The organism is Xanthomonas hawaiiensis, from assembly GCF_031834635.1.
Lineage (GTDB): Bacteria > Pseudomonadota > Gammaproteobacteria > Xanthomonadales > Xanthomonadaceae > Xanthomonas_A > Xanthomonas_A sacchari.
The window spans coordinates 552501-577213 of sequence record NZ_CP115873.1 but is presented as its reverse complement, the minus strand read 5'-3'; the positions used below and the strand labels follow the sequence as shown (position 1 = coordinate 577213).

At 68.1% G+C, this 24713-nt stretch carries 21 protein-coding genes and 2 rRNA genes (1 of these 23 only partly in view); 7 read left to right on the top strand and 16 right to left on the bottom strand.

The features are described 5' to 3' along the window. Positions 1-51 precede the first annotated feature (51 nt). The 4 genes from cyoE to PG878_RS02565 are packed head-to-tail and all read right to left on the bottom strand — an operon-like array spanning position 52 to position 3477. A complete protein-coding gene (gene cyoE, locus PG878_RS02580) occupies positions 52-945 on the bottom strand; it encodes a heme o synthase (RefSeq protein ID WP_209032307.1) in 894 nt (297 codons plus the stop codon). Continuing rightward, positions 942-2105 (bottom strand): COX15/CtaA family protein, encoded by a 1164-nt coding sequence (locus PG878_RS02575; protein ID WP_209032308.1) that lies wholly within the window; start codon positions 2103-2105, stop codon positions 942-944. Before PG878_RS02575 ends, cyoE begins: the two co-directional genes overlap by 4 nt. Before the next feature lie 10 nt (positions 2106-2115). Further along, positions 2116-2691 carry a hypothetical protein gene (locus PG878_RS02570; protein ID WP_209032309.1) on the bottom strand — a complete coding sequence of 192 codons (576 nt, stop codon included), beginning with the start codon at positions 2689-2691 and terminating at the stop codon, positions 2116-2118. Between the two features lie 27 nt (positions 2692-2718). Continuing rightward, the gene (locus tag PG878_RS02565; RefSeq protein WP_209032310.1) at positions 2719-3477 is read right to left on the bottom strand and encodes an SURF1 family protein; all 759 of its coding nucleotides are present in this window, start codon (positions 3475-3477) and stop codon (positions 2719-2721) included. A gap of 30 nt (positions 3478-3507) precedes the next feature. Between PG878_RS02565 and PG878_RS02560 the strand changes: the two genes are divergently transcribed. Then, the gene (locus tag PG878_RS02560; RefSeq protein ID WP_010341612.1) at positions 3508-3726 is read left to right on the top strand and encodes a twin transmembrane helix small protein; all 219 of its coding nucleotides are present in this window, start codon (positions 3508-3510) and stop codon (positions 3724-3726) included. A 272-nt stretch (positions 3727-3998) separates the two neighbouring features. Here PG878_RS02560 and PG878_RS02555 read toward each other — a convergent pair whose 3' ends face one another. Genes PG878_RS02555 through PG878_RS02530 form a run of 6 tightly spaced genes read right to left on the bottom strand, consistent with a single transcriptional unit; the run spans position 3999 to position 8737 of the window. Beyond that, positions 3999-4880 (bottom strand): cytochrome c oxidase subunit 3, encoded by an 882-nt coding sequence (locus PG878_RS02555; RefSeq protein ID WP_010341611.1) that lies wholly within the window; start codon positions 4878-4880, stop codon positions 3999-4001. A 19-nt stretch (positions 4881-4899) separates the two neighbouring features. Beyond that, positions 4900-5490, bottom strand: coding sequence for a cytochrome c oxidase assembly protein (locus PG878_RS02550; RefSeq protein WP_209032311.1), 591 nt, complete (start codon positions 5488-5490; stop codon positions 4900-4902). Continuing rightward, complete coding sequence (locus tag PG878_RS02545) at positions 5487-5618, bottom strand: hypothetical protein (protein WP_010341609.1); 132 nt, start codon at positions 5616-5618, stop codon at positions 5487-5489. Before PG878_RS02545 ends, PG878_RS02550 begins: the two co-directional genes overlap by 4 nt. Continuing rightward, the gene (gene ctaD / locus PG878_RS02540; protein WP_019801217.1) at positions 5618-7228 is read right to left on the bottom strand and encodes a cytochrome c oxidase subunit I; all 1611 of its coding nucleotides are present in this window, start codon (positions 7226-7228) and stop codon (positions 5618-5620) included. The genes PG878_RS02545 and ctaD overlap by 1 nt, the downstream gene beginning before the upstream one ends. Before the next feature lie 31 nt (positions 7229-7259). Next, positions 7260-8240 (bottom strand): cytochrome c oxidase subunit II, encoded by a 981-nt coding sequence (gene coxB / locus PG878_RS02535; protein ID WP_209032312.1) that lies wholly within the window; start codon positions 8238-8240, stop codon positions 7260-7262. Positions 8241-8260: 20 nt separating this feature from the next. Beyond that, entirely contained in the window at positions 8261-8737 is a 477-nt protein-coding gene (locus PG878_RS02530) for a DUF2244 domain-containing protein (RefSeq protein WP_029561818.1), read from the bottom strand. Between the two features lie 262 nt (positions 8738-8999). On the opposite strand from PG878_RS02530, the gene putA reads away from it, so the two are divergent. Next, the gene (gene putA / locus PG878_RS02525) at positions 9000-12194 is read left to right on the top strand and encodes a bifunctional proline dehydrogenase/L-glutamate gamma-semialdehyde dehydrogenase PutA (RefSeq protein ID WP_209032345.1); all 3195 of its coding nucleotides are present in this window, start codon (positions 9000-9002) and stop codon (positions 12192-12194) included. A 134-nt stretch (positions 12195-12328) separates the two neighbouring features. On the opposite strand, the gene PG878_RS02520 is transcribed toward putA, so the two are convergent. Continuing rightward, positions 12329-13669: an outer membrane protein transport protein gene (locus tag PG878_RS02520; protein ID WP_209032313.1), complete on the bottom strand. Its 1341-nt coding sequence runs from the start codon at positions 13667-13669 to the stop codon at positions 12329-12331. A 245-nt stretch (positions 13670-13914) separates the two neighbouring features. Here PG878_RS02520 and PG878_RS02515 point away from each other — a divergent pair, with 245 nt between their 5' ends. The 3 genes from PG878_RS02515 to PG878_RS02505 are packed head-to-tail and all read left to right on the top strand — an operon-like array spanning position 13915 to position 15954. Continuing rightward, on the top strand, positions 13915-14607 hold the full coding sequence (locus PG878_RS02515; protein ID WP_010340917.1) for a rhomboid family intramembrane serine protease: 693 nt from the start codon (positions 13915-13917) through the stop codon (positions 14605-14607). A 35-nt stretch (positions 14608-14642) separates the two neighbouring features. Then, complete coding sequence (locus PG878_RS02510) at positions 14643-14963, top strand: DUF1820 family protein (RefSeq protein WP_209032314.1); 321 nt, start codon at positions 14643-14645, stop codon at positions 14961-14963. A 4-nt stretch (positions 14964-14967) separates the two neighbouring features. Then, entirely contained in the window at positions 14968-15954 is a 987-nt protein-coding gene (locus tag PG878_RS02505) for a D-2-hydroxyacid dehydrogenase family protein (RefSeq protein ID WP_209032315.1), read from the top strand. A 60-nt stretch (positions 15955-16014) separates the two neighbouring features. Here PG878_RS02505 and PG878_RS02500 read toward each other — a convergent pair whose 3' ends face one another. Continuing rightward, positions 16015-17514, bottom strand: a complete 1500-nt coding sequence (locus tag PG878_RS02500; protein WP_209032316.1) for a S41 family peptidase — start codon at positions 17512-17514, stop codon at positions 16015-16017. Positions 17515-17618: 104 nt separating this feature from the next. Next, positions 17619-18863: a murein hydrolase activator EnvC family protein gene (locus PG878_RS02495; protein ID WP_209032317.1), complete on the bottom strand. Its 1245-nt coding sequence runs from the start codon at positions 18861-18863 to the stop codon at positions 17619-17621. A gap of 169 nt (positions 18864-19032) precedes the next feature. Between PG878_RS02495 and PG878_RS02490 the strand changes: the two genes are divergently transcribed. Then, a complete protein-coding gene (locus tag PG878_RS02490; protein ID WP_209032318.1) occupies positions 19033-19695 on the top strand; it encodes a hypothetical protein in 663 nt (220 codons plus the stop codon). Positions 19696-19776: 81 nt separating this feature from the next. Continuing rightward, positions 19777-21519 (top strand): M28 family metallopeptidase, encoded by a 1743-nt coding sequence (locus PG878_RS02485; RefSeq protein ID WP_209032319.1) that lies wholly within the window; start codon positions 19777-19779, stop codon positions 21517-21519. A 326-nt stretch (positions 21520-21845) separates the two neighbouring features. On the opposite strand, the gene PG878_RS02480 is transcribed toward PG878_RS02485, so the two are convergent. From PG878_RS02480 to PG878_RS02470, 3 genes are all read right to left on the bottom strand, one after another. Further along, positions 21846-22913 (bottom strand): NAD(P)-dependent alcohol dehydrogenase, encoded by a 1068-nt coding sequence (locus PG878_RS02480; RefSeq protein ID WP_209032320.1) that lies wholly within the window; start codon positions 22911-22913, stop codon positions 21846-21848. A 634-nt stretch (positions 22914-23547) separates the two neighbouring features. Continuing rightward, a 5S ribosomal RNA gene (gene rrf / locus PG878_RS02475) occupies positions 23548-23662 on the bottom strand. 152 nt (positions 23663-23814) lie between these two features. After that, a 23S ribosomal RNA gene (locus tag PG878_RS02470) occupies positions 23815-24713 on the bottom strand (it continues 1981 nt past the right edge of the window).

Sequence of the window (24713 nt, the reverse complement as noted above, 5' to 3'; positions counted from 1 at the left end):
TCGGTAACGACCGCGGCCGGCAACACTTGAGCGGAGGGCTGAACGCGCGGTTCAGGCGATCCAGTGATCGACCAGCAGGAACGCAAACAGCGCCATCAAGTAGACGATGGAGTAGCCGAACATGCGCATCGAGAACATCTCGTCCGGCGGGTCGAGCATGCGCCAGGCGTACCAGAGGAACACCGCGTCCAGCACCAGGGTGCCGCCGAGGTAGAACACCCCGCTCATGCCCACCGCCACCGGCAGCAGGGTCACCACCACCAACAGCACCGTGTACACCAGGATCTGCCGGCGGGTATGCGCCACGCCGTGGGTCACCGGCAGCATCGGGATCGAGGCCTTGGCGTAGTCGGCGCGACGGAAGATCGCCAGCGCCCAGAAATGCGGCGGCGTCCACACGAAGATGATCAACACCAGCAGCGAGGCGTAGGCCCAGTCCCACTGGCCCTGCATGCCGGTGATCGCGGCCCAGCCCAGCAGCGGCGGCGCGGCGCCGGCCAGGCCGCCGATGACGATGTTCTGCGGCGTGGTGCGCTTGAGGAACACCGTGTAGATCACCGCATAGCCGATCAGCGAGGCGAAGGTCAGCACCGCGGTGATCCAGTTGACCCACACCACCAGCACGGTCATCGACAGCGCGGTCAGCAGGGTGGCGAACAGCAGCACCTGCCACGGCAGCACCTTGCCGACCACCAGCGGGCGCCAGGAGGTGCGCGCCATCTGCGCATCGATGCGCGCGTCCAGCAACTGGTTGATCGCCGCCGCCGCCGAGGCCGCCAGCCAGATGCCGAAGAAGCCGAGCAGGCCGGTGCGCACCTGCGTCCAGGTCGGCAGCCCCGGGATCGCCAGGCACATGCCGACCAGCGCGGTGAACACGATCAGCGCCACGACCTTGGGCTTGGTCAGGTCCCAGTAGTCGCGCCAATGGACGCGGCGCGCGCTCATTGCGGCGCCCGCAAGCGCGCCAGCAACGACACCAGCACGAACAGCAGCGCCACCGCGCCGGCGTTGTGCAGCACCGCCACCGGCAGGGGCAGCGCCAGCTTGACGTTGAGGATGCCCAGGCACACCTGCGCCACCAGCAGCAGCGCCAGCGCCGCGGCCCAGCCACGCATGCCCGGCGTGCGGCTCAGGCGCCAGCTCAGCCACAGCAGATAGGCCGCCACCACCATCGCCATCATCCGGTGCGCCATCTGGATCGCGATGCGCGCCGCGCCGTCGAGCACGCCGCCTTCGTAGTCCACGCCGATGCCGCGCCACAGGGTGAAGCCCTCGCGGAAATCGTGCGGCGGCCACCACTGGCTGACGCAACGCGGGAAGTTGTCGGCCGACCAGCTGCCGCCGCCGCAGGCCAGCGCCGCGTAGTTGGCGCTGACCCAGCCGCCCAGCGCGATCTGCAGCACCAGCACCGCCACGCCCAGGCGCAGCAACCACTTCAGGCGCGGCGCATCGGCCAGGGTGATCGGCAGGTGGGTGGCGCGCCAGGCCATCCACACCAGCAGCGAGAACATTAGCAAGCCGCCCAGCAGGTGCCCCATCACCACGATCGGCTTGAGCAGCAGGGTCACCGTCCACATGCCCAGCAGGGCCTGGAAGATCACCACCGACAGGGTCAGCACCGCCGCGCGGGCCAGGTCGTCGTTGGACCAGCGCAGCGCCGCCAGCAGCAGGATCGCCTCGCCGCCGACCGCCAGCAGCATCGCCAGCCCCGGCCAGCCGGACATGTACAGCGGAATCGACAGCGCCACCAGCGCCGCCGCCGTGACGATCTGGGCGATGCCGAGCCGCCGCCGCCGCGCCGCCAGCAACGACAGCACCAGCACCTCCACCCCCAGCGCGCCGGCCAGGAAGCGGTGGATCTGCTCGCGCCAGGCCTTGTGCGTCTCCAGCGGCCGGATCTTGCTGGCGGCGTGGGTGTCGGCTTCGGCGCTGGTCTGCGGCCAGGTGATGCGCCCGTAGCAGGTCGGCCAGTCCGGGCAGCTCATGCCCGCATCGGACAGGCGTACGAACGAACCGAACATGATGGTACTGGCGGTGAACAGCGCCGCCAGCCAGGCCATGCGGTGGAAATGCCGGAACAGCGCCGGGCGCGCGAACAGGGTCATAGGGAGCGGCTCACAGGAGTTTCAGCAGCTTCGCCAGGTCCGCGCGCAGCCCGGCCGGGTCGAACCCGGGGGCATAGCGCAGCACCACGAAACCGTTCGGATCGATGACGTAGACCGGCACGCCGGCCGGATCGCGCACCCGCGGCAACGCCGCCAGCAGCGCCGGGTCCGGGCGCAGCGCCTGCACCTCGGGCAAGGCCCGCGCGGCGGCCGGCGGCGTGCCGATCCACAGGATCTGCACGTGGTCGGCGTCGTGGCCGAACAGTTGCCAGACCTTGTCCAGGTCGCGCGCCAGCGCATCGCAGGCGCTGCCGCAGTCGGCCGGCGGCGCCAGCGCGATGCGCCACAGCCGCCGCTGCGGCTCCCAGGCGTAGACGCGGCCATCGGCCAGCCGGGGCTGCAGCGCGCGCAGGTCGGCCGGCGGCTGCAGCAGTTCGCCGTGGTTGCGGCTGGCGGCCGGTTGCCAGCCGGAAAAGCGCAACGCGCCGGCGACCAGCATCGAGCCGAAGAACAGGACGAACAACACGATCAGCGGCCAACGGCCGCGTGCGGCCGCCGGGCGCGGGGCCGGGGTGGGAGCATTCATGCCGGGGATTTTCTCATGCGCGCGCGCTCAGCGCCCGCCCCGCCCCCTGCGCGCGCGCCAGCTGAGCAGCGCCGCGGTGACCAGCACCGCCAGTGCCAGACCGAACCATTGCACTGCGTAACCCAAGTGGCGCTCGGGCGGCAGCGTGTTCGGCAGCAGGTCCAGGTCGCGCGGATAGCCCAGCGGCAAGGCCGGATCCAGGCGCAGCACCTGCGACAAAATGTCGCGGCGGCCGAGTGCCGCGCCGATCGCTCCCGGCTCGATGCGCATCGCCAGCCAGCGCTGCGGCGACGGCGCCGCGACCAGCGCCGGGCCCAGGGTCAATCCATGCGACGGTGGTGGACCAAGCAGGCCGACCAGCGTGTAGCGGCCCTGCAGCGGCGCCGGCTCCGGCAGCGCACGGTCGGCCGGCAGCGGCAACCAGCCCAGTTCCACCAGCAGCGGCGCCGCCGCACCGTCGGCCAGGAACGGCTGGTACACCTTCACCCCACTGCGGCCCTGCCGCAGCTGGTTGTCGAGCAGGATCTGCCCGGGCAGGAAGCGGCCGGCGCCATGCACCCAGCGCAGCTGTCCCGGTGGCGTCGCACGCAGCGCATCGGCCAGCGTCTGCGGACGATCGCGCACATGCGCCGCCTGCGCCAGCAGCGCCTGTTTCTCGTGCATGCGCTGCAACTGCCAGCGGCCGAGCATGCAAAAGCACACCGCCACCGCCAGCGCGACGCTCCAGCCCAGCCACAACGGCATGCGCCGGCGCGCGCCCACGCGCGAAGCTGCGGCGAGGGTCATAATGCGGACACACCATGTGCCGAGACGCCCATGAACGACTCGCTGAAGACCTTGCTGATCGTCGCGTTCCTGCTGCTCATCCTGTGGAACCTGGGCGCCGGCCTGTACTACCTGTTGGTGGACCGCGGCCAGAGCAAGCGCACGGTGAACGCATTGACCTGGCGCATCGGCCTATCGGTGTGCCTGATCCTGCTGGTGATCCTGGGCATCTATACGGGAGTGATCAAGCCGCATGGGCTCGGGCGGTAGACGTTGCTTTCGGGATTCGGGATTCGGGATTCGGGATTCGGGATTCGGGATTCGGGATTCGATAGCAGCATGCCGTCCGCACAGGCACTTTGCACGCGAGCGATCCAGTCAAAGCGCCTACAAGATGAATTCGTCGTAGGAGCGGCTTCAGCCGCGACGCCTTGACGGTAAAGCGTCGCGGCTGAAGCCGCTCCTACAACACGCCGCAGCCAGGGGCGCCGGCACGCGCGGAAACCAACCAATCCCCAATCCCGACTCCCCAATCCCCGCCGTCAAAGCACATAGACGAACAGGAACAACGCCAGCCACACCACGTCGACGAAGTGCCAGTACCACGCCGCCGCTTCGAAGGCGAAGTGGTTGTCGCGGCTGAAGTGGCCGCGGCTGATCCGCAGCAGCATCACCAGCAGCATGATCGTGCCCAGCAGCACGTGCGCGCCGTGGAAGCCGGTGAGCATGAAGAACGTGGAGCCGTAGATGCCCGAACCCAGGGTCAGGTTGAGCTCCTTGTAGGCGTGCATGTACTCCTCGGCCTGGAAGTACAGGAAGGTGCAGCCCAGCGCCACGGTCAGCGCCTGGAACACCATCAGCCGGGTGCGCTGGCCGGCCTTGAGCGCGTGGTGGGCGATGGTCAGGGTCACGCCGGAACTGAGCAGGATCAGCGTGTTGATCAGCGGCAGGCCCCAGGCCGGGATGGTCTGGAACTGGCCGCCGATGCCGCCCGGGCCGTTGGTCGGCCAGGCGGCGGAGTAGCCGTCCCACAGCAGCGCATTGGTCATCACCCCGTCGCCCTCGCCGCCCAGCCACGGCAGGATGAAGGTGCGGGTGTAGAACAGCGCACCGAAGAAGGCGCCGAAGAACATCACCTCGGAGAAGATGAACCACACCATCCCCATGCGGAACGACACGTCGACCTGGCGGTTGTAGTGCCCGGCGATCGATTCGCGGATCACGTCGCCGAACCACATGAACAGCGTCGCCACCAGCATCGCGATGCCGGTGAAGAAGGTCCACTTGCCCCAGGACGCGTCGTTGAGCCAACTGGCCACGCCGATCATGGTCACGAACATCGCGATCGAGCCGATGAACGGCCAGCGGCTCTGGCTGGGCACGTAGTAGGCGTTGGCGGTGGCGTCGGTGCTGGGCTGGGCCATGGCAGGCATTCCGGTCGGGTCAGGGAGCCGCGCGCGCGGAACCGGCCAGTTTCGGCGATCCCAGTTCCGCGCTCAGCGCATCGTTCTTGTAGAAGGTGTAGGACAGGGTGATGGTGCTGATGTCGCTGGGCAGGTTGGGGTCGACGATGAAGCGCACCGGCATGTCGCGTCTCTCGCCGGCCTGCAGGGTCTGCGCGGTGAAGCAGAAGCACTCGGTCTTGGTGAAGTAGCCCGAAGCGCGCGCCGGCGCCACCGACGGCACCGCGCTGCCGACGATGGCATGCGCGCCGTCGTTGTGCGCGTAGTACAGGGCCTCGTTGAGTTCGCCCGGCACCACCTGCATGGTCAGTTGCTCCGGATGGAACGACCACGGCAGCTTGGAATTCACCCCACCATCGAACTGCACCGTGACCGTGCGCTTGCCCGCCAGCGGCTTGCCGGCCTGCGGGCCTTCGCCGGGGCCGCGTTCCAGGCGCACGCCGAACACCTTCTCGCAGGCGATGCGGTACAGCGGCACCAGCGAAAACGTCAGCAGGAATACCGCCAGCGCCACGCCGACCAGCTTGAACAGCCCGGCACTGCTGTGCACCTGCGGCGCCGGCGCGTTCATCGGCCAAGCACCCCCGACAGAATGAAGCCGACATAGATCGCCAGCGCCACCGCGCCGACCACCAGCGCGGTGCGCGCCGCACGCTTGCGGCGCAGGACCAGGTCGTCGAGCGGCGGTTGCGCGGTCATCAGTGGCTGATGTCGTCGTGGGCCAGGTCGCCGGGCTTGATGACCGGCGGCAGGGTGAAGGTGTGCGCCGGCGCCGGCGACGGCACCGTCCACTCCAGGCCGCGCGCGCCTTCCCACGAACGCGCTTCGGCGCGTGCGCCGTTGCGCAGCGACGCCAGCAGGATGCCGGCCATCAGGAACGGGGTGACGAACATGCCGAACGCACCGATCGAGCTGACCAGGTTCCAGTCGGCGAACACCACGTTGTAGTCGGGGATGCGCCGCGGCATGCCGGCCAGGCCGAGGAAGTGCTGCGGGAAGAACAGCAGGTTGACGAACAGCATCGTCCACCAGAAGTGGAACTTGGCCCAGGTCTCGTTGTACATGCGCCCGGTCCACTTCGGCCACCAGTAGTACACCGCCGCGATCAACGCGAACACCGCGCCGGTGACCAGCACGTAGTGGAAGTGCGCGACCACGAAGTAGGTGTCGTGGTACTGGAAGTCGGCCGGCACGATCGCCAGCATCAGCCCGGAGAAACCACCGATGGTGAACAGGATGACGAAGGCGATGGACCACAGCATCGGCGACTCGAAGGTCATCGAGCCTTGCCACATGGTGCTGACCCAGTTGAACACCTTCACCCCGGTCGGGATGGAGATCAGCATGGTGGCGAACATGAAGTAGATCTCGCCGCCCAACGGCATGCCCACGGTGAACATGTGGTGCGCCCAGACGATGAAGCTCAGGAACGCGATCGCCGCGATCGCGTAGACCATCGCCTGGTAGCCGAACAGCGGCTTGCGGCTGAAGGTCGGGATGATCTCGCTGATCACGCCGAACGCCGGCAGGATCATGATGTAGACCTCGGGATGCCCGAAGAACCAGAAGATGTGCTGGTACATCACCGGGTCGCCGCCGCCGGCGGCGTTGAAGAACGAGGTGCCGAAGAACTTGTCGGTGAGCAGCATGGTCACCGCGCCGGCCAGCACCGGCATCACCGCGATCAGCAGGAACGCGGTGATCAGCCAGGCCCAGCAGAAGATCGGCATCTTCAGCAGGTCGATGCCCGGCGCGCGCATGTTGAGCACGGTGGCGATGATGTTGATCGCGCCCATGATCGAGCTGATGCCCGCGACGTGGATGGCGAACACCGAGAAGGCCACGTTGTAGCCGCCCTGCAGCATCAGCGGCGGATACATGGTCCAGCCGCCGGCCGGCGCGCCACCGGGCAGGAACAGGGTCAGCAGCAGCAGGGTGAAGGCCACCGGCAGCAGCCAGAACGACCAGTTGTTCATGCGCGGCAGCGCCATGTCCGGCGCGCCGATCTGCAGCGGGATCATCCAGTTGGCCAGGCCCACGAAGGCCGGCATCACTCCGCCGAAGATCATCACCAGCGCGTGCACGGTGGTCATCTGGTTGAAGAACTCGGGCTTGACGAACTGCAGGCCCGGCTGCGCCAGTTCGGCGCGGATCACCACGCTCATCGCCGCACCGATGACGAACATGGTGAAGCTGAAGAGCAGGTACAGCGTGCCGATGTCCTTGTGGTTGGTCGAGAAGAACCAACGCTCGACGAAGCTCTGCTGATGCCCGTGCTCGTCGTGGTGATCGACTGCCGAATGGGCCATGGCGGCTACCTCAGAAAAGGAATGCTGGAGATCAGGCGGCTTGCACGGTCAGGTGCGAGTCGGAACGAGGACGCGACAGCCGCGCCTGCGGCGGCGCCGCCGGCGCCTGGGCGTCGGCGGGTTCGGGGGAAGCCGGCGCAGCAGCCGGGGCCGCCGCCGGCGTGGCCGGCGCGGGCGCAGCGGCAGGCGCAGGCTTGCGCGATGCCAGCCACTTCTGGAAGTCCTGCTTGCTCACCGCCTCGACCACGATCGGCATGAAGCCGTGGTCCTTGCCGCACAGTTCGGCGCACTGGCCGCGGTACACCCCGGGAGTGTCGATGCTGGTCCAGGCCTCGTTGATGATCCCGGGGATCGCATCCTGCTTCCAGCCCAGCGCCGGTACCCACCAGGCGTGGATGACATCGTCGGCGGTAATGACGAAGCGCACCTTGGTGTTCACCGGCAGCACCAGCCGATTGTCCACGTCCAGCAGGTAGTGCGGGTCGTGCTCGGCCGTCGGCACTGCGCCGCTCTGCCGCAGGCGGTCGGAACTGCGCGCCAGGCGGCTGGTGAACGAGACATTCTCGCCCAGGTACTCGTAGCGCCACATCCACTGGTAGCCGGTGACCTTCACCGTCATCTCGGCATCGCGGGTGTCGTACATCGCGATCAGCTTGGCGGTGGCCGGCCAAGCCATCACGATCAGGATCAGCACCGGGATCACCGTCCACACGATCTCGGCCTTGGTGTTGTGGCTGAACTGCGCCGGCACCGCGCCCTTGGACTTGCGGAACTTGAAGATCGCATAGGCCATCGCGCCGAACACCAGCACGCCGATGACCACGCACACCCACAACGCGACCATGTGCGCGTCGTACGCGTTGCGCGCGCTCTGGGTGACGCCCCTGCCCATGTTGAGCTGCCACGGCTTGGGATCGGCCGATTGCGCCCACGCCAGCGGTGCGGCCATCGCCGCCGCCAACGCCATCCCGCCCCTGACCGCCTGTTGCACCCACCCGCCGCGTTGCTTCATTGCCTAGACCCCTTGGAGCGTCATCGGTTGCGGCCGGTCACGGCCGCGAGCAAGCCTTCCAGGGTCTGCGCCAGTTGCCGGCGTTCGTCGGGGCCGAGGAATTCGCCGACCCGGACCTGCTTGCCGCTGGATGCCAGCACCACCCTGTCGTCGCCTTCGATCCGCAACCGCACCCAATGCGGGTGGGCGCGGAACGCCGGCGTTCCTGCATTCGGACGGGTCACTTCCACGCAGGCCGGACCCACCCGGATATCCTCTTCGCGCTCGCCGCCGCGCCACGACCAATGCAGCGCGAGCGCCACCACGATGCTGTGCAACAGGGCGAACGCAGGCGCGAACACATTGCCGGCGAGCCACCCCAGCCCAGCCACGGCCCACATCGCCCCGGCCAGTGCGAGGAACAACAACACGAATTGCCGGGCATTCAACGCCCGCGGCGGTCGCAGCCGCAGCTGCGTACCCGACCCCTCCGGAGAAAACGGAAACATTTCGATCATGTCGAACCGCGCTTCCGAACCGCTCGCGCCCGAGCCGCGAGCACGTCTGGATGGTAGCCCCCGGCCTGCGCGGCGGCAAGCGCGCGTTCACCATAAAAATTGCTGCAGCGCAACCAGATTCGCGTTCAGCCTGGACGCCGCCGACGGCGACGCGACGAGACCGGCGACGCCCTGCGCGTGCAGGCGCTGACATAAAATGGACGGCTCTGTCCCTGGCCTTTCCCGCATGAACGCTCTGCCTGGCGCCGGCTCTGTTCCGGCGATGCCGTCCGCGTCTCCTTCGCCCTTGCTGTCCCCCGAACTCCCGCCCGCACCGCAGGCCCTGCGCGCGGCGATCACCGCCGCCTGGCTCAAGGACGAAGCCGAACACGTGCGCGAACTGCTCGAGCAGGCGCGCCTGCCCGCGGCCGATCAGGCCAAGGTGCAGGCGCTGGCCGCCGATCTGGTCACCCGGGTGCGCGCCCGCGCCCAGGACCAGGGCGCGATCGAGGCATTCATGCGCCAGTACGACCTGGGCAGCGAGGAAGGCGTGCTGCTGATGTGCGTGGCCGAAGCGCTGCTGCGCATTCCCGACCAGGACACCGCCGACAAGCTGATCCGCGACAAGCTCGGCGATGCGGACTGGAAGAAGCACATGGGCGAGAGCGACTCGATTCTCGTCAATGCCTCGACCTGGGGCCTGATGCTCACCGGCAAGCTGGTGCAGATCAACGACCTCACCCGCGCCGACGTGTCCGGCGCGTTCAAGCGCCTGATCGGCCGCGTCGGCGAGCCGGTGATCCGCCTGGCGGTGCGCCAGGCGATGAAGATCATGGGCCACCAATTCGTGATGGGCCGGACCATCGGCGAAGCGCTGACCCGCTCGAAGAAGGGCGACAACGCCCACTACCGCTATTCGTTCGACATGCTCGGCGAAGGCGCGCTGACCATGAAGGACGCGCAGCGCTATCTCGATGCCTATCGCCAGGCGATCCACGCCATCGGCAAGCATTTCGCCGCGCAGCGCCCGCAGGGCGGCGGCAAGGACGCGGTGTTCGCCGCGCCCAGCATCTCGATCAAGCTCTCGGCGCTGTACCCGCGCTACGAGCACGCCAAGCGCGCGCGGGTGATGGCCGAGCTGGTGCCGGGCGTGCTGGAGCTGGCGCAACTGGCCAAGTCCTACGGCATCGGCTACACGGTCGACGCCGAAGAGGCCGACCGCCTGGAACTGTCGCTGGACATCATCGAGGCCACATTCTCCGATCCGTCGCTGGACGGCTGGGAGGGCTACGGCCTGGCGGTGCAGGCGTACCAGAAGCGCACCCCGTACACGATCGACTTCCTCGCCGACCTGGCGCGCCGCGTCGGCCGCCGCATCCCGGTGCGCCTGGTCAAGGGCGCCTACTGGGACGCGGAGATCAAGCGCGCGCAGGTCGAGGGCCACCCCGGCTATCCGGTGTTCACCCGCAAGCAGAACACCGACGTGTCCTACCTGGCCTGCGCCAAGCGCCTGTTCGCGCACAGCGACGCGCTGTATCCGATGTTCGCCACCCACAACGCGCAGACCATCGCCGCGGTGCGCGCCATCGCCGGCGGCCGCGACTACGAGCACCAGAAGCTGCACGGCATGGGCGACGACCTCTACGCCGAGGTGATCCCCGCCGACCGCCTCGGCGTGCCCTGCCGCGTGTACGCGCCGGTGGGCTCGCACGAAGACCTTCTGCCCTACCTGGTGCGGCGCCTGCTGGAGAACGGCGCCAACTCCAGCTTCGTCAACCGCATCACCGACGAAGACGTGGCCATCGAAGACCTGATCCGCGACCCGGTCGAGGCCGTGTCCGCGTTCGCCTCCATCCCGCATCCGAAGATTCCGCTGCCGGTCGACCTGCTGCGCAGCCAGAACCACAACAGGAAGAACTCCATGGGCGCCAACCTCGCCAACGACAACGATCTGCGCGCGCTGGCCGACCAGCTCAACACTGCGCTCAAGCCCTGGCAGGCCGCGCCGCTGGTGCCCGGCGCGGTGATCGCCGCCGACGCCCTGCCGGTCGCCAACCCGGCCGATCATCGCCAGGTCGTCGGCCACTGGAAGCCGGCCGATGCCGCCACCGTGGAAAAGGCGCTGAGCAATGCCGCAGCCGCCTACCCGGCCTGGAACCGCACGCCGGCCGCCAGCCGCGCCACCATCCTCGAACACGCCGCCGACCTGCTGGAAGCGCGCATGCCCGAGTTCATGGCGCTGTGCGTCAAGGAAGCCGGCAAGACCCTGCCCGACGGCGTCGCCGAAGTGCGCGAAGCGGTGGATTTCCTGCGCTACTACGCCGGCCAGGCGCGTGCGCAGTTCGGCGCGCCCGAGCGCCTGCCCGGCCCGACCGGCGAATCCAACGAACTGCAGTTGCATGGCCGCGGCGTGTTCGTGTGCATCAGCCCGTGGAACTTCCCGCTGGCGATCTTCCTCGGCCAGGTCGCCGCGGCGCTGGCCGCCGGCAACAGCGTCATCGCCAAGCCGGCCGAGCAGACCAACCTAGTCGGCCACGCCGCGGTGAAGCTGCTGCACGAAGCCGGCGTGCCCGAGGCGGTGGTGCAGTTCCTGCCCGGCGACGGCGCCACCGTCGGCGCCGCGCTGACCCGCGATCCGCGCGTGGCCGGCGTCGCCTTCACCGGCTCCACCGAGACCGCGCGTGCGATCAACCGCGCGCTGGCCGCGCGCGACGCCGCCATCGGCGTGCTGATCGCCGAGACCGGCGGCCAGAACGCCTTCATCGCCGACTCCTCGTCGCTGCCGGAAGCGGTGGTCAAGGACGCGATCTCCAGCGCCTTCATCTCCGCCGGCCAGCGCTGTTCGGCCGCGCGCGTGCTGTTCGTGCAGGACGACATCGCCGACAAGGTCATGACCATGCTCGCCGGCGCCATGGCCGAACTGAAGGTCGGCGACCCGGGCCTGCTGTCCACCGACGTCGGCCCGGTGATCGATGCCGACGCGCTGCAGATCCTCACCGATCACGCCGCGCGCATGGACCGCGAGGCGCGTGCGATCGCCGTCGCCGCCACCGACGATGCTACCGCGCACGGCAGCTTCTTCGCCCCGCGCGCCTACGAGCTGCAGTCGCTGGCGCAGCTGCAGCGCGAGATCTTCGGCCCGGTGCTGCACGTGATCCGCTGGAAGGCCGACCAGCTCGATGCGGTGATCGACCAGATCAACGCCACCGGCTACGGCCTGACCCTGGGCGTGCACTCGCGCATCGACGAGACCATCGAGCGCATCGCCTCGCGCGTGGCGGTGGGCAACGTCTACGTCAACCGCAACCAGATCGGCGCGGTAGTCGGCGTGCAGCCGTTCGGCGGCCAGGGCCTGTCCGGCACCGGCCCCAAGGCCGGCGGCCCGCACTACCTGCTGCGCTTCGCCACCGAGAAGGTGGTGACGGTCAACACCACCGCCGCCGGCGGCAACGCCTCGCTGCTGACCCTGGGCGACTGACCGCCCCGCCTCGGCGCAGTGTTCCGCCCGGAACCTGCGCCGCGCACTCGGCCTGCTGCAGCGCGCGCCGCGGACAGGCATAAAAAAAGCCCCGCCGAAGCGGGGCTTTTTCGTGAACCGCGAAGCGCCTGCGATCAGAACTTGTAGTTGACCGAGGCCGCCAGCACGTTGCCGCTCACGTCGTAGTCGCCGACCAGGGTGTTGCCGGTGGCGCTGGTGGTGGCGATGCTCGGGTCGCTGGTGAACAGGTGGGTGTAGCCGAAGCTGTACTCGGCCTGCTCGGACGGCTTCCAGGTCAGACCCAGCGAGACCCACTTGCGGCTCGCGTCCGGCACGCGCACGTCGCGGTGCTGGTCGGTGGTCGGGGTCTGGTCGTAGGCCACGCCGCCACGCAGGGTCAGCGTGTCGCTCATGCGGTAGTCGGCACCCAGCGACACGAAGGTGGTGTCGCGGTACGAGAAGTCCAGCACGCTGTCGGGCTGGTTGGAGGCGAAGTCGACGGTGACCTTGTCGAACTTGCTCCAGGCGGTGCGGGTGACGTCGGCCATCACCGTCCACTGCTCGTTGATGTCGTGGGTGAAGCTGGCGGTGGCGCTGGCCGGCAGCTTGACCGTGGCGCGGCCCTTGGTGTCGACGAAGGTCCCCGGCGCGGCGAAGGCCAGCACGGTGGCGGCATTGCCCGGCACGGTGAAGTCGGCGTCGCCGTCGGTGATCTTGTGCTCGACCTGCGAGCGGTAGCTGAAGCCGATGTGGGTGTGCTCGTCGACGCTGAACAGGCCGCCCAGGGTGAAGCCGACCGCGGTGTTGTCGCCCTTGATGCGCGAGAACCCATCGGCGCTGCCCGGCGCGAAGCCCGGCACGCGGCGCGCGGCCAGGACGGTGCCGAAGTCGATGGCGTTGCTCAGGTCGATGTCCAGACGCTCGGCGAACACCGACGCGCCGAACGACACGTACGGGTTGACGTCGTAGGAGAAGGCGAAGTTCAGGTCGATCGCCTGCAGCTCGGTCTTGACGCCGTTGTAGCGGCCGACCCAGTCGCGGTCGTATTCGGTCTTGAAGCCGAACGGCACGGTCAGCGAGGTGCCGAAGTGCATGTTGTTGTTTTCGCCGAACGGCATGTGGAAGTACACGGCCGGGACCGGCGCGATCATGCCGGCGTCGCCGCCACGGCCACCGGAGATCGGCTGGCCGTTGGCGTAGGTGCCGCCGTCGCCCTGGTACTTGGCCGAGAACTGGATGGCGCTGACGTCGGCCTGGAACACCTTGCCGTCGAGCTGGCGCATGCCGGCCGGGTTCACGGCGATGATCGAGGCATCGCCCGGGGCGCTGCCGGAGCCGGCAAAGGCGCGGCCCAGGCCCTTGGCGCTGTTCTCCTTGAGCTGGAACGCGGCGCCGTGCGCCTGGCCCATGGCCAGCGCGCCGACGATGCCGACGGCCAGAGCGGTGAAACGGACGAACTGGGTTGCGTTTTGCATGGCTAGTTTTTCTCCGGAAGACGAAGTGTCTGTGTTCGCGCCTGCGCATGCCCGAACCACAAAGGCCCAGGAATGCGCGCCGGAGTCCCCTCCCGACATACGACGCCGTATGCGAGTATACCCCGCACCGTTAACTAAACAATAACGACATGATGCGTTCAGGTTCGTGTGGAGTCGGCGTGCGTTCAGCCGGATGAAGCCCTTATCTTGGCGTCCCTGGCGGTCTCCGGTTCTCCCTCCCTCGCATGTTCGTTTCCATCCCTTCCCGCGAACGCACCACGCTGCGCTGGGCCACCCCGCTGCTGTTCGCGGCGATGTGGCTGGCCTTCCTGTGGTCGATCAGCCGTCCCGACGAGGCGCGCGCGACCCTGTGGCTGGACTGGGGCGCGCTCTCGGCCGGAGTCGGCAGCCCGCGCGACTGGCTGGCGACGGTGCAGGACGGCAGCGTGCTGCGCCTGTTCACCGCGCTGTTCCTGCACGCCGACTGGTCGCACCTGCTCGGCAACCTGGTGTTCCTGCTGATCTTCGGACTGCCCGCCGAGCGCGTGCTGGGACCGTGGCGGTTCCTGCTGCTGTTCCTGGGCGGCGGGGCGATCTCCAACCTGGCCGCGGTGTTCGCGATCGGCACCCCGGACCGGGTCATCATCGGCGCCAGCGGCGCAGTCTCGGCGCTGATCGGCACCTACCTGGCGCTGTTCCCGCGGGCCAAGCTCGGCGTGGTGCTGCCGCTGGGGCTGTTCCTGGAATTCGTGCGCGCCCCGGCCTCGCTGCTGATCGGCACCTGGGCGGCGCTGCAGGTGGTGTTCGCCTACATCGGCCCGGCCTTCGGCATGGTGGCGTGGTCGGCGCACCTGGCCGGCTTCGCCTTCGGCATGGTCTACGGGCTGTACGTGCGCGCGGCGATCGCGCGGCGGCTGCGCAAGCGCAAGGGGTTCTGAGCCGCCCGCGGCAACGGCGCCCGTATACTGCGCGCATGTTCAAGCACCTGTACAAAGTGACCTTCCTCAACCACGGCAAGGTCTACGAGCTGTACTGCCAGCACGTCGGCAGCAGCCATCTGTGGGGCTTCACCGAGATCGGCACGCTGGTGTTCGACGTGCACGACGGGCTGGTGATCGATCCCACCGAGGAACGCCTGCGCGAGGAGTTCGGCGCCACCAAGACGCTGCACCTGCCGATGCAGAGCATCGTGCGCATCGAAGAGGTGGAGAAGAAGGGGCCGTCGGCGATCCGCGACGCGGCCACCGGCGAGAAGGTGGTCACGCCGTTCCCGATGCCCGGCAAGCCGCGCTGAGCCGATGCGCATCCTGATCGCCGACGACTATCAGGATGCGGTGCGTCGCCTGCCCTGCTTCGCCCGGCTGCAGGCGCACAGCGTGCAGGTGCTGACCGCGCTGGCGCCCGACCGCGAGACCTTCGTTCGCCACGCCGCCGAGGCCGAGGCACTGGTGCTGATCCGCGAGCGCACCCGCATCGACGCCGCCCTGCTGGCGCAACTGCCGAAGCTGCGCCTGATCAGCCAGACCGGCCGGATCGGCGAACACATCGACCTGGCCGCCTGCACCGCGCGCGGCGTGGCCGTGGCCGAAGGCGTCGGCTCGCCGGTGGCGCCGGCGGAACTGACCTGGACGCTGCTGATGGCGGCCAGCCGGCGCCTGCCCGCCTACCGCGACGCGCTGCTCGCCGCGCACTGGCAGGCCACCGGCGATGCGCAGCTGGGCCGCAGCCTGGAGGGCCTGACCCTCGGCATCTGGAGCTACGGCAAGATCGGCCGCCGCGTCGCCGCCTACGGCCGTGCCTTCGGCATGCGCGTGCAGGTATGGGGCAGCGAGGACAGTTGTGCGCAGGCGCGCGCCGACGGTTTCGCGGTCGCCAGCAGCCGCGAGGCGCTGTTCGCCGAGAGCGACGTCCTCAGCCTGCACCGCCGCCTGGTCGCGGCCACCCGTCACCAGATCGGATTGGACGATCTGCTGCGGATGAAACCGGATGCGCTGCTGGTCAACACCAGCCGTGCCGAACTCATCGCGCCCGGCGCGCTGCTGGCCGCGCTGGACGCCGGCCGTCCCGGGCAGGCGGCGCTGGACGTGTTCGAGCAGGAGCCGATACTCGACCCGCAGCATCCGCTGCTGCGGCATCCGCGGGTGCTGGCGACGCCGCACCTGGGCTACGTCGAACAGGGCAGCTACGACCTGTATTTCGGCGCCGCCTTCGACAACGTGCTGGCCTTCGCCGCCGGCACGCCGCAGCGGCTGGCCAATCCCGAGGTGCTCAGCGTCGCCGACTGAGCCGGACGCCGCCGTGCAACGGCCACGCCGCGCACGGTGGCGATGGTGGCGCCCGCCGGATCAGGAGCCGGACGCCGGCGCCGGCTCGGTCTTGTCGGACTCGGTCGTTGCAGGCTCCGACTTGGCAGGCTCGGGCTTGGCCGGCTCCGCCGCCGGCTGCTTCGCCGGGGCCGTCTTCGGCGCGACGCCCGCCGGCTTGTGTGCCGGCTTGGCCTTGCCCTTGCCGGCCGGTGCCGCCGCAGCCGCCCGCGCCACCGCACCGGGCTGCTTCAGTTCGGCCAGCGCCTGCGCGATCGGGCCATCGCCCGGCAGCACGTCGCCGGCGGTGTAGCCCTCGGCGCCCTCGTCGTCGCCATGCAGGTGGCCGGGCAGGGTCGCTTCGCTGTAGTCGGCGATCGCCGCCGGCTTGTCGGCATCGTCGGCGCTGGCCTCCGGGTGCAGCACCACGTCGGGCACGATGCCGCTGGCCTGGATCGACTTGCCGCTGGGCGTGTAGTACCGCGCCGTGGTCAGCTTGACCGAGTCGCCGTTGTCCAGCGGCAGCACGGTCTGCACCGAACCCTTGCCGAAGGTGCGGCTGCCGACGATGCGCGCGCGCTTGTTGTCGCGCAGCGCACCGGCCAGCACTTCCGAGGCGCTGGCGGAACCGGCATCCACCAGCACCACCATCGGCGCACCGTTGAGCAGGTCGCCGGGAGTGGCGTCGAACTTGGAATCGCTGACCGAGATGCGCCCGCGGGTGCTGACGATGGTGCCCTTGTCGAGCACGTCGTCGGCCACCTGCACCGCCGCGGTCAGCAGGCCGCCCGGGTTGCTGCGCAGGTCCAGCACCAGCCCGCGCAGCTTGCCGCCGGCCTGCGCCTGCAACTGCTGCAGCTGCTTGTGGAAATCGGCGCCGGTGTCGGCCTGGAAGGTGCTGATGCGGATGTAGCCGTAGCCCGGCTCGAGCATGCGGCTGCGCACGCTGGCCACGCGGATGGTCTGCCGGGTCAGGGTCACGTCGAACGGCTTGGCCACCTTGTCGCGGGCGATGGTCAGCACGACCTTGCTGCCCGGCTCGCCACGCAGCGGCTCCATCGCCTTGACCGCGCTGATCGGCTTGCCGTCGATGGCGATGATGATGTCGCCCGAGCGCAGGCCGGCGCGCGCGGCGGGCGTGTCGTCGATCGGCGACACCACCTTGAGCGTGTTGTCCGGCAACTGCAGCAGCTCCACGCCGATGCCGTCGTAGGCACCGCTGGTCTGCTCGTCGAAGGCTTCGGCGTCTTCCTTGCTGAAATAGGTGCTGTGCGGATCCAGGTCCAGCAGCAGGCCACGGATCGCGGACTGCATCAGCTTCTTGTCGTCGACCGGGTCGACGTAGGCTTCCTTCACCGCGTTGTAGACCGCGACGTAGCGACGGATCTCGTCCAGCGGCACCTTGGCGCTGGCCGACTCGGTGGCGTCGGGATCGTCGGCGCTGGCCGCCGGGGCCGTGGGCGTCTGCGCCTCGGCGCGTTGCGCCATCGACGGCAGCGGCGCCAGAGCGAGCAACAGGGCTGCGGACAGGACTACGCGCATGAAGCACTCCGATTGGGGAAGACCCGCACCGTGCACGGCGCGGTTGTCCGGATTATGCGCGAAGCCGAGCTAAATTCGCGTTGAACGCGCCGCGTCGGCGTGGCTCAGCGGCGCTGCAGCCACGACGCCGGATCCACCGGCTGACCATTGCGACGCAGTTCGAAGTACAGCGCCGGGCGGCCCTGGCCGCCGGAATTGCCGACCTTGGCCACCGCATCGCCGCGTTTGACCTTGGCGCCGGCGTCGCGCAGCAGCGTGTCGTTGTGCGCGTACAGGCTCATGTAGCCGTTGCCGTGGTCCACGATCAGGATCATGCCGTAGCCGGTCATCCAGTCGGAGAACACCACGGTGCCGTCGGCGACCGCGGTGACGGTGCTGCCGGCGGGTGCGGCGATCAGCACGCCGCTGCTGGTGCGCCCGTCGGGCAGCCGGCCGCCGTAGCGCGCGATCAGGTCGCCCGACAGCGGCCAGCCCAGGCCACCGACCTTCAGCGGCGGCGCCGAGGCGACCACCTTGGGCGGCACCTTGCCGCCACCACGCCCGGCCTTCGCCGCGGCCTTGGCCTGCGCCGCCTGTTCGGCCGCTTCGCGTCTGGCCGCGGCACGGCGCTCGGCCTCGGCGCGCGCGGCGGCAGCGCGCAGGTTGGCGAGCAGGGTTTCCAGCGCCTTGGCGTCCTGGCCCAGCGCCTTCTCGCGTTCGCTGCGGTCCTGGTAGCGCTGGTCCAGTTCCGAGACCACGCTGGCGCGCTGCTTGCGGTCGCGCTGCAGGGCCTGGGCCTGTTCCTGCTGGCGGCGCTGGGCGTCGCTCAGTTGCTGCTTCTGTTCGACGACCTCGCGCTGCACCTGTTCCAGCGCCTGCAGCTCGTGGGTCAGCGTGGCGATGCGCTGCGCGCGCTCGCGCTGCAGATAGCGGTGATAGGCCAGCAGACGGTTGGCGTCGGCCACGCGGTCCTGCGCCAGCAGCAGCTTCAGCGGTGCATTGCCGCCAATGGCATAGGCCGCCCGCAGCAGTTGCGCCAGCTCGGCGCGCTGCCGCGTCAAGCCGCTGCGCAGGCCATCGCGCTTGCGTTCGAGCTCGGCCAGGGTCTGCTGGTGCCGCTGCAGCGCCTGTTGGGTCTGCGCCAGGCTGCGGCCGGTGGCGGCGACCTTTTCGTCGGCGTCGCGCAACTGGCGCGCGGCGTCGCCACGCTTGCCTTCCAGCTGTCGCCGCTCCTCGGCCACGCTCTTCAGTTCGTTGCGCACCTTCTCCAGGCGCTTCTCGGCCTCGCGCGGATTCTGCGCCGCGGCCAACCCGGCGGTCAGCAACCACGCCGCCGCCAGCAGGCCGCGCAACGGCCCGCGCCATTGCACGGGCGCGCGCCGCTCGGCCGCGCGGGGCGCGGCGGAATGCGGTGGGACAGGCGCGGCTGCGGGCAAGCGAGGGTCCAGTGACTTCAGGCAGGTGTGGATTGTAGCGAAGCGTGTTGTGATCGCCTCACGATTGATTGCTGCCGCATCGCCGGCGCCCGGGAGGTGAAGGATGAAACGCATGCATCTGGCGGTTGTGCTGGCGCTGGCCCTGACGGCCGGTCCGGCGTTCGCGGGCGACGGCATCAGCAAGGTCAACGGCAGCATCACGGCCGACGCCGGCAAGCAGTACGGGGATCTGGAAACGGTCAACGGCAGCATCAACGTCCAGGCCGGCGCCCAGGTGGGCAGCGTCGAAACGGTCAACGGCAGCGTCAGGGTCGCCGACGGCGCACAGACCAAGGGCTTGTCCACGGTCAACGGCGGCATCACCCTCGGCGAGCGCGCACAGGTCGCCGGTTCCATCGAAACCGTCAACGGCGGCATCTTCGTCGACCGCGGCGGCCGCGTCGGCGGCGGCATCGAGAGCGTCAACGGCAGCATCGGCCTGGTCGCCACGCAATTGGACAAGGGCATCGAGACGGTCAACGGCGACATCACCGTCGGCCACGATTCGCATGTCGGTGGCGGCATCTCGATCAACAAGCCCAGCTTCAGCATGTCGTTCAAGCCGACGCGCAAGCCGCGGGTCATCGTCGGCCCGCGCGCGGTCATCGACGGTCCGTTGCGCTTCGAGCGCGAAGTGACCCTGTACGTGCACCGCAGCGCCAAGACCGGGCCGATCACCGGCGCCACCGCGCTGCCCTTCGACGGCGACACCGCGCCGAACAACTGAGCCGTGCCGCGTCGCCGCGCGCGCCCGGACGCGCGCGGCTTGCCTATAGAATCCAGGGTTCCCTCGCCACCAGGAGCCCCCATGTCCCGCAAGCTCGTGCTGTGCCTGGCCGCAGCCGCGGCGCTGACCGCGTGCAAACGCGAAGCGCCCGCCCCGGCCGCCGACACCGCGCCACCGGCCGCGACGCCCGCGCCCGCTGCGGCGCCCACGCATGCGTTCTCCACCGGGATCGCACCGGCGGACTTCGCCGAACTGGTCAAGACGCTGTCCTCCGACGCCTTCGAAGGCCGCGGTCCCGGCACGCCGGGCGAGGACAAGACCGTCGCCTACATCCGTGACCAGATGCAGCGCATCGGCCTGCAGCCGGGCAACGGCGACAGCTGGTTCCAGGACGTGGCGATGACCGAGACCACCGCGGCGCCCGGCACCACGCTCACCATCGCCCACGACGGCGCAGCGCGGCAGCTGGCCTTCGGCAGCGACATGGTGGTGGGCACGCGCACCGGCCAACCCGAGGTCAAGCTCGATGGCAGCGACATGGTCTTCGTCGGCTACGGCGTGGACGCGCCGGAGCAGAAGTGGAACGACTATGCCGGCCAGGACTGGAAGGGCAAGACCGTGGTGATGTTCGTCAACGACCCCGGCTTCCACACCGGCGACGGCAGCCTGTTCGAAGGCAAGCGCATGACCTATTACGGGCGCTGGACCTACAAGTTCGAGGAAGCCGCGCGCAAGGGCGCCGCCGCCGCGTTGATCGTGCACGACACGCCCGGCGCCAGCTACGGCTGGGACGTGGTCAAGAACTCCTGGTCTGGCGCGCAGTACGATCTGCCGGCGAAGGACGATCCGGAGCCGCGCATCCCGGTGCAGGGCTGGATCACCGCCGAGGCGGCCAAACAGCTGTTCGCCGATGCGGGCCTGGATCTGGCGCAAGCGTACAAGGACGCCAGCAAGCGCGGCTTCAAGCCCATCTCGCTGAAGGCCAAGCTCTCGGTGGACCTGAAGAGCACCATCGCCGAGAAGACCTCGCGCAACGTGGTCGGCGTGCTGCCCGGCAGCAGCCGCGCCGACGAAGCGGTGCTGTACATGGCGCACTGGGATCACCTGGGCAAGCACGAGGACGAACCCGGCGACAACATCTACAACGGTGCGGTCGACAACGCCACCGGCGTGGCCGGCATCCTCGAAATCGCCGAGGCGTTCGCACACCAGCAGCCCAAGCCCGAGCGTTCGGTGGTGTTCCTGGCGGTGACGCTGGAGGAGTCGGGGCTGCTCGGTTCCAAGTACTACGTGGCGCATCCGACCTTCCCGCTGAACAAGATCGCCGGCGTCATCAACCTGGATGCGATGCCGGTGGCCGGGCGCGCCAAGGACCTGGTGGTCAACGGGTTCGGCAGCTCGCAACTGGAAGACCTGCTCAAGCCGATCGCCGCCGCGCAAGGCCGCGTCTTGCACTCCGAGGACGCACCGCAGAGCGGGTTCTACTTCCGTTCCGATCACTTCAACTTCGCCAAGGCCGGCGTGCCGGCGCTGTACATCGACGGCGGCGAAGACCTGGTCGACGGCGGCATCGAAGCCGGGCGCCGTGCCGCGGCAGAGTACGCCAAGCGCTACCACACGCCGGCCGACGAATACGATCCGGCGACCTGGAAGCTCGACGGCGTGATGGACGACCTGCAGGCGGTGTACGGTGTCGGCAAGGAACTGGCGGCCGGCGACAGCTGGCCGAACTGGTATTCGGACAATCCGTTCAAGGCCGCGCGCGACAAGATGATGGGCAGGCCGACGTCGCTGCCGACGGCGGAGCCTGCCGCCGGCAAGTAAGCGGCGGTCTGTCCCAGGATTCATGGCAACGGCGCTTCGGCGCCGTTGTCGTCTGTGCAGCCATCGGTCGCGCGATGCACCCGGCACACGGCGCCGCACTCCCATCGTCGCCGCCACCACCTCGTGCAGATCGCTTACCGCATGCAATAGTGCGCGAACGTCTTCCGAGCACCTCGACTGCCGATCGATGGCCCCCGCAGAAGACTTCAGCCGCGACGAGAGCTACCGCGACAAAAAAGCCCGGGCATGCGCTGCCCGGGCTTTCATGGGATGACGATGACGCATGACGTGACCGCGGCGGGCCGACCGCCACGGTCGCCGTCGGCTCAGGCTGCCTGCTTGGTCTGCGCCAGGCTGGCCATGTCGATGACGAAGCGATACTTCACGTCGCCCTTGAGCATGCGCTCGTAGGCCTCGTTGATCTGCGCCATCTCAATCGTCTCGATGTCCGACACGATGTTGTGCTTGGCGCAGAAATCCAGCATCTCCTGGGTCTCACGGATGCCGCCGATCAGCGAACCGGCCAGCTGGCGCCGCTTCAGGATCAGATTGAACACCGTCGGCGACGGGTGCGGCTCGGCCGGTGCGCCGACCAGGGTCATGGTGCCGTCGCGCTTGAGCAGGGTCAGGAACGCATCGAGGTCGTGCGGTGCCGCCACGGTGTTGAGGATGAAATCGAAGCTGTTGGTATGCGCCGCCATCTCGTCGGCGTTCTTCGACACGACCACCTCGTTCGCGCCCAGGCGCAGCGCATCCTCGCGCTTGCCAGCCGACGTGGTGAACAGCACCACATGCGCGCCCATGGCGTGGGCGATCTTCACGCCCATGTGACCAAGGCCGCCCAGACCGACGATGCCGACCTTCTTGCCCGGGCCGACCTTCCAGTGATTCAGCGGCGAATAGGTGGTGATGCCGGCGCACAGCAGCGGCGCCACCGCCGCCAGTTGTTCGGCATTGTGGCGGATGTGCAGCGTGTACTTCTCGTCGACCACGATGTGGTCGGAGTAGCCGCCGTAGGTGTTCTCACCCCCGAACATCGGACCGTTGTAGGTACCGACGAAGCCGTTCTCGCAGTACTGCTCTTCGCCATCGGCGCAGGACGCGCAATGCCGGCAGCTGTCGACCATGCAGCCGACACCGGCCAGGTCGCCGACCTTGAAGGCAGTGACCTGATCGCCCACCGCGGTAATGCGACCGACGATTTCATGGCCCGGGACGGACGGGTACTGGGTGTTGTGCCACTCGTTGCGGGCGGTGTGCAGATCCGAGTGGCAGACGCCACAGTAGAGGATCTCGATGCTGACGTCGTGCGCACCGAGCGCGCGGCGCTCGAAGGTGAAGGGGGTCAGCGGCTGATCGGATGCCTGAGCGGCGTATCCATTGGCTTGGCTCATGGGGAGGGCCTCGTGGTGGGTGAAAGGGCCGAACGGCGATGCGCATGTAGAGCAATCGATGCCCATGCGGTCGCCGGAATCGGAAAAGTCTAAGCGGCGTGGCATGAAAGACACGCATCGCCCTATGGAACGGTGCGATGCGCGTCCTCAAAACGCGCCATCGAGTGCGCACTGGCGCACAAGTTCAGCTGAACGCAGACGCACTTCGCTGACAACGACGGACGTGGCGATGCAAGTTCATCTGCAGGAGCGCACCTGCGGACGACCTGGCAGTGATGAGCATCGTGGCTTGGACCTTACGAAGTCAGCGCCCGGCCCTCAGCCCAATCGCATTCGCGGGACGACGTACTTGTGCCGTTGTGCTCTCAATGCAGGGCCGGCGTTGCGGTCCTATCGTGATGCCTGGGTCCGCTTCCGGTTTGGCCATGCCGGCCGACGGAGGCATTCCTGCCACACGCCACATGATGGAAGGAAGGAACGGCCCCCTCTCCCGTCGGGAGAGGGGTTGGGGAGAGGGTACGGCGCGGGCAGCCCCGTGTGACATGTCGCGGCGATCGCCTGCTGGCGTTTTGTTGTTTTTTTCGGAGGCAATAAAAAATCCCCGTCCTTTTGGGACGGGGATTTGGGGTAAAGCCCCTGGCGATGACCTACTCTCGCATGGCTTGAGCCACACTACCATCGGCGCAGCTGCGTTTCACTTCCGAGTTCGGGATGGGATCGGGTGGTTCCACAGCGCTAATTTCACCAGGGAGACGGTTGGAGTGTCGCCGTGCGGTCGATCGGTCATGTGACCGAGGACGGCAGGCGCCAGCCTCTCATAGGGTGTGATGTAGCGAGCGAGTGAGAGCGATCGACGTGTGTCGCGCTAAGGGATGCTTATGAGGAAGCATCTTGAGGTTATATGGTCAAGCCGCACGGATCATTAGTATCAGTTAGCTCAATGCATTGCTGCACTTACACACCTGACCTATCAACCACGTAGTCTACATGGTTCCTTTAGGGGACTTGTGTCCCGGGAGATCTCATCTTGAGGCGCGCTTCCCGCTTAGATGCTTTCAGCGGTTATCGCTTCCGAACATAGCTACCCGGCAATGCCACTGGCGTGACAACCGGAACACCAGAGGTTCGTCCACTCCGGTCCTCTCGTACTAGGAGCAGCCCCTCTCAAATCTCCAACGCCCATGGCAGATAGGGACCGAACTGTCTCACGACGTTCTGAACCCAGCTCGCGTACCACTTTAAATGGCGAACAGCCATACCCTTGGGACCGACTACAGCCCCAGGATGTGATGAGCCGACATCGAGGTGCCAAACACCGCCGTCGATATGAACTCTTGGGCGGTATCAGCCTGTTATCCCCGGAGTACCTTTTATCCGTTGAGCGATGGCCCTTCCATACAGAACCACCGGATCACTAAGACCTACTTTCGTACCTGCTTGATCCGTCGATCTTGCAGTCAAGCACGCTTATGCCTTTGCACACAGTGCGCGATGTCCGACCGCGCTGAGCGTACCTTCGTGCTCCTCCGTTACTCTTTAGGAGGAGACCGCCCCAGTCAAACTACCCACCATACACGGTCCCCGATCCGGATTACGGACCTAGGTTAGAACGTCAAGCACGACAGGGTGGTATTTCAAGGATGGCTCCACTGCAGCTAGCGCCACAGTTTCATAGCCTCCCACCTATCCTACACAGACGAACTCAACGTTCAGTGTAAAGCTATAGTAAAGGTTCACGGGGTCTTTCCGTCTTGCCACGGGAACGCTGCATCTTCACAGCGATTTCAATTTCACTGAGTC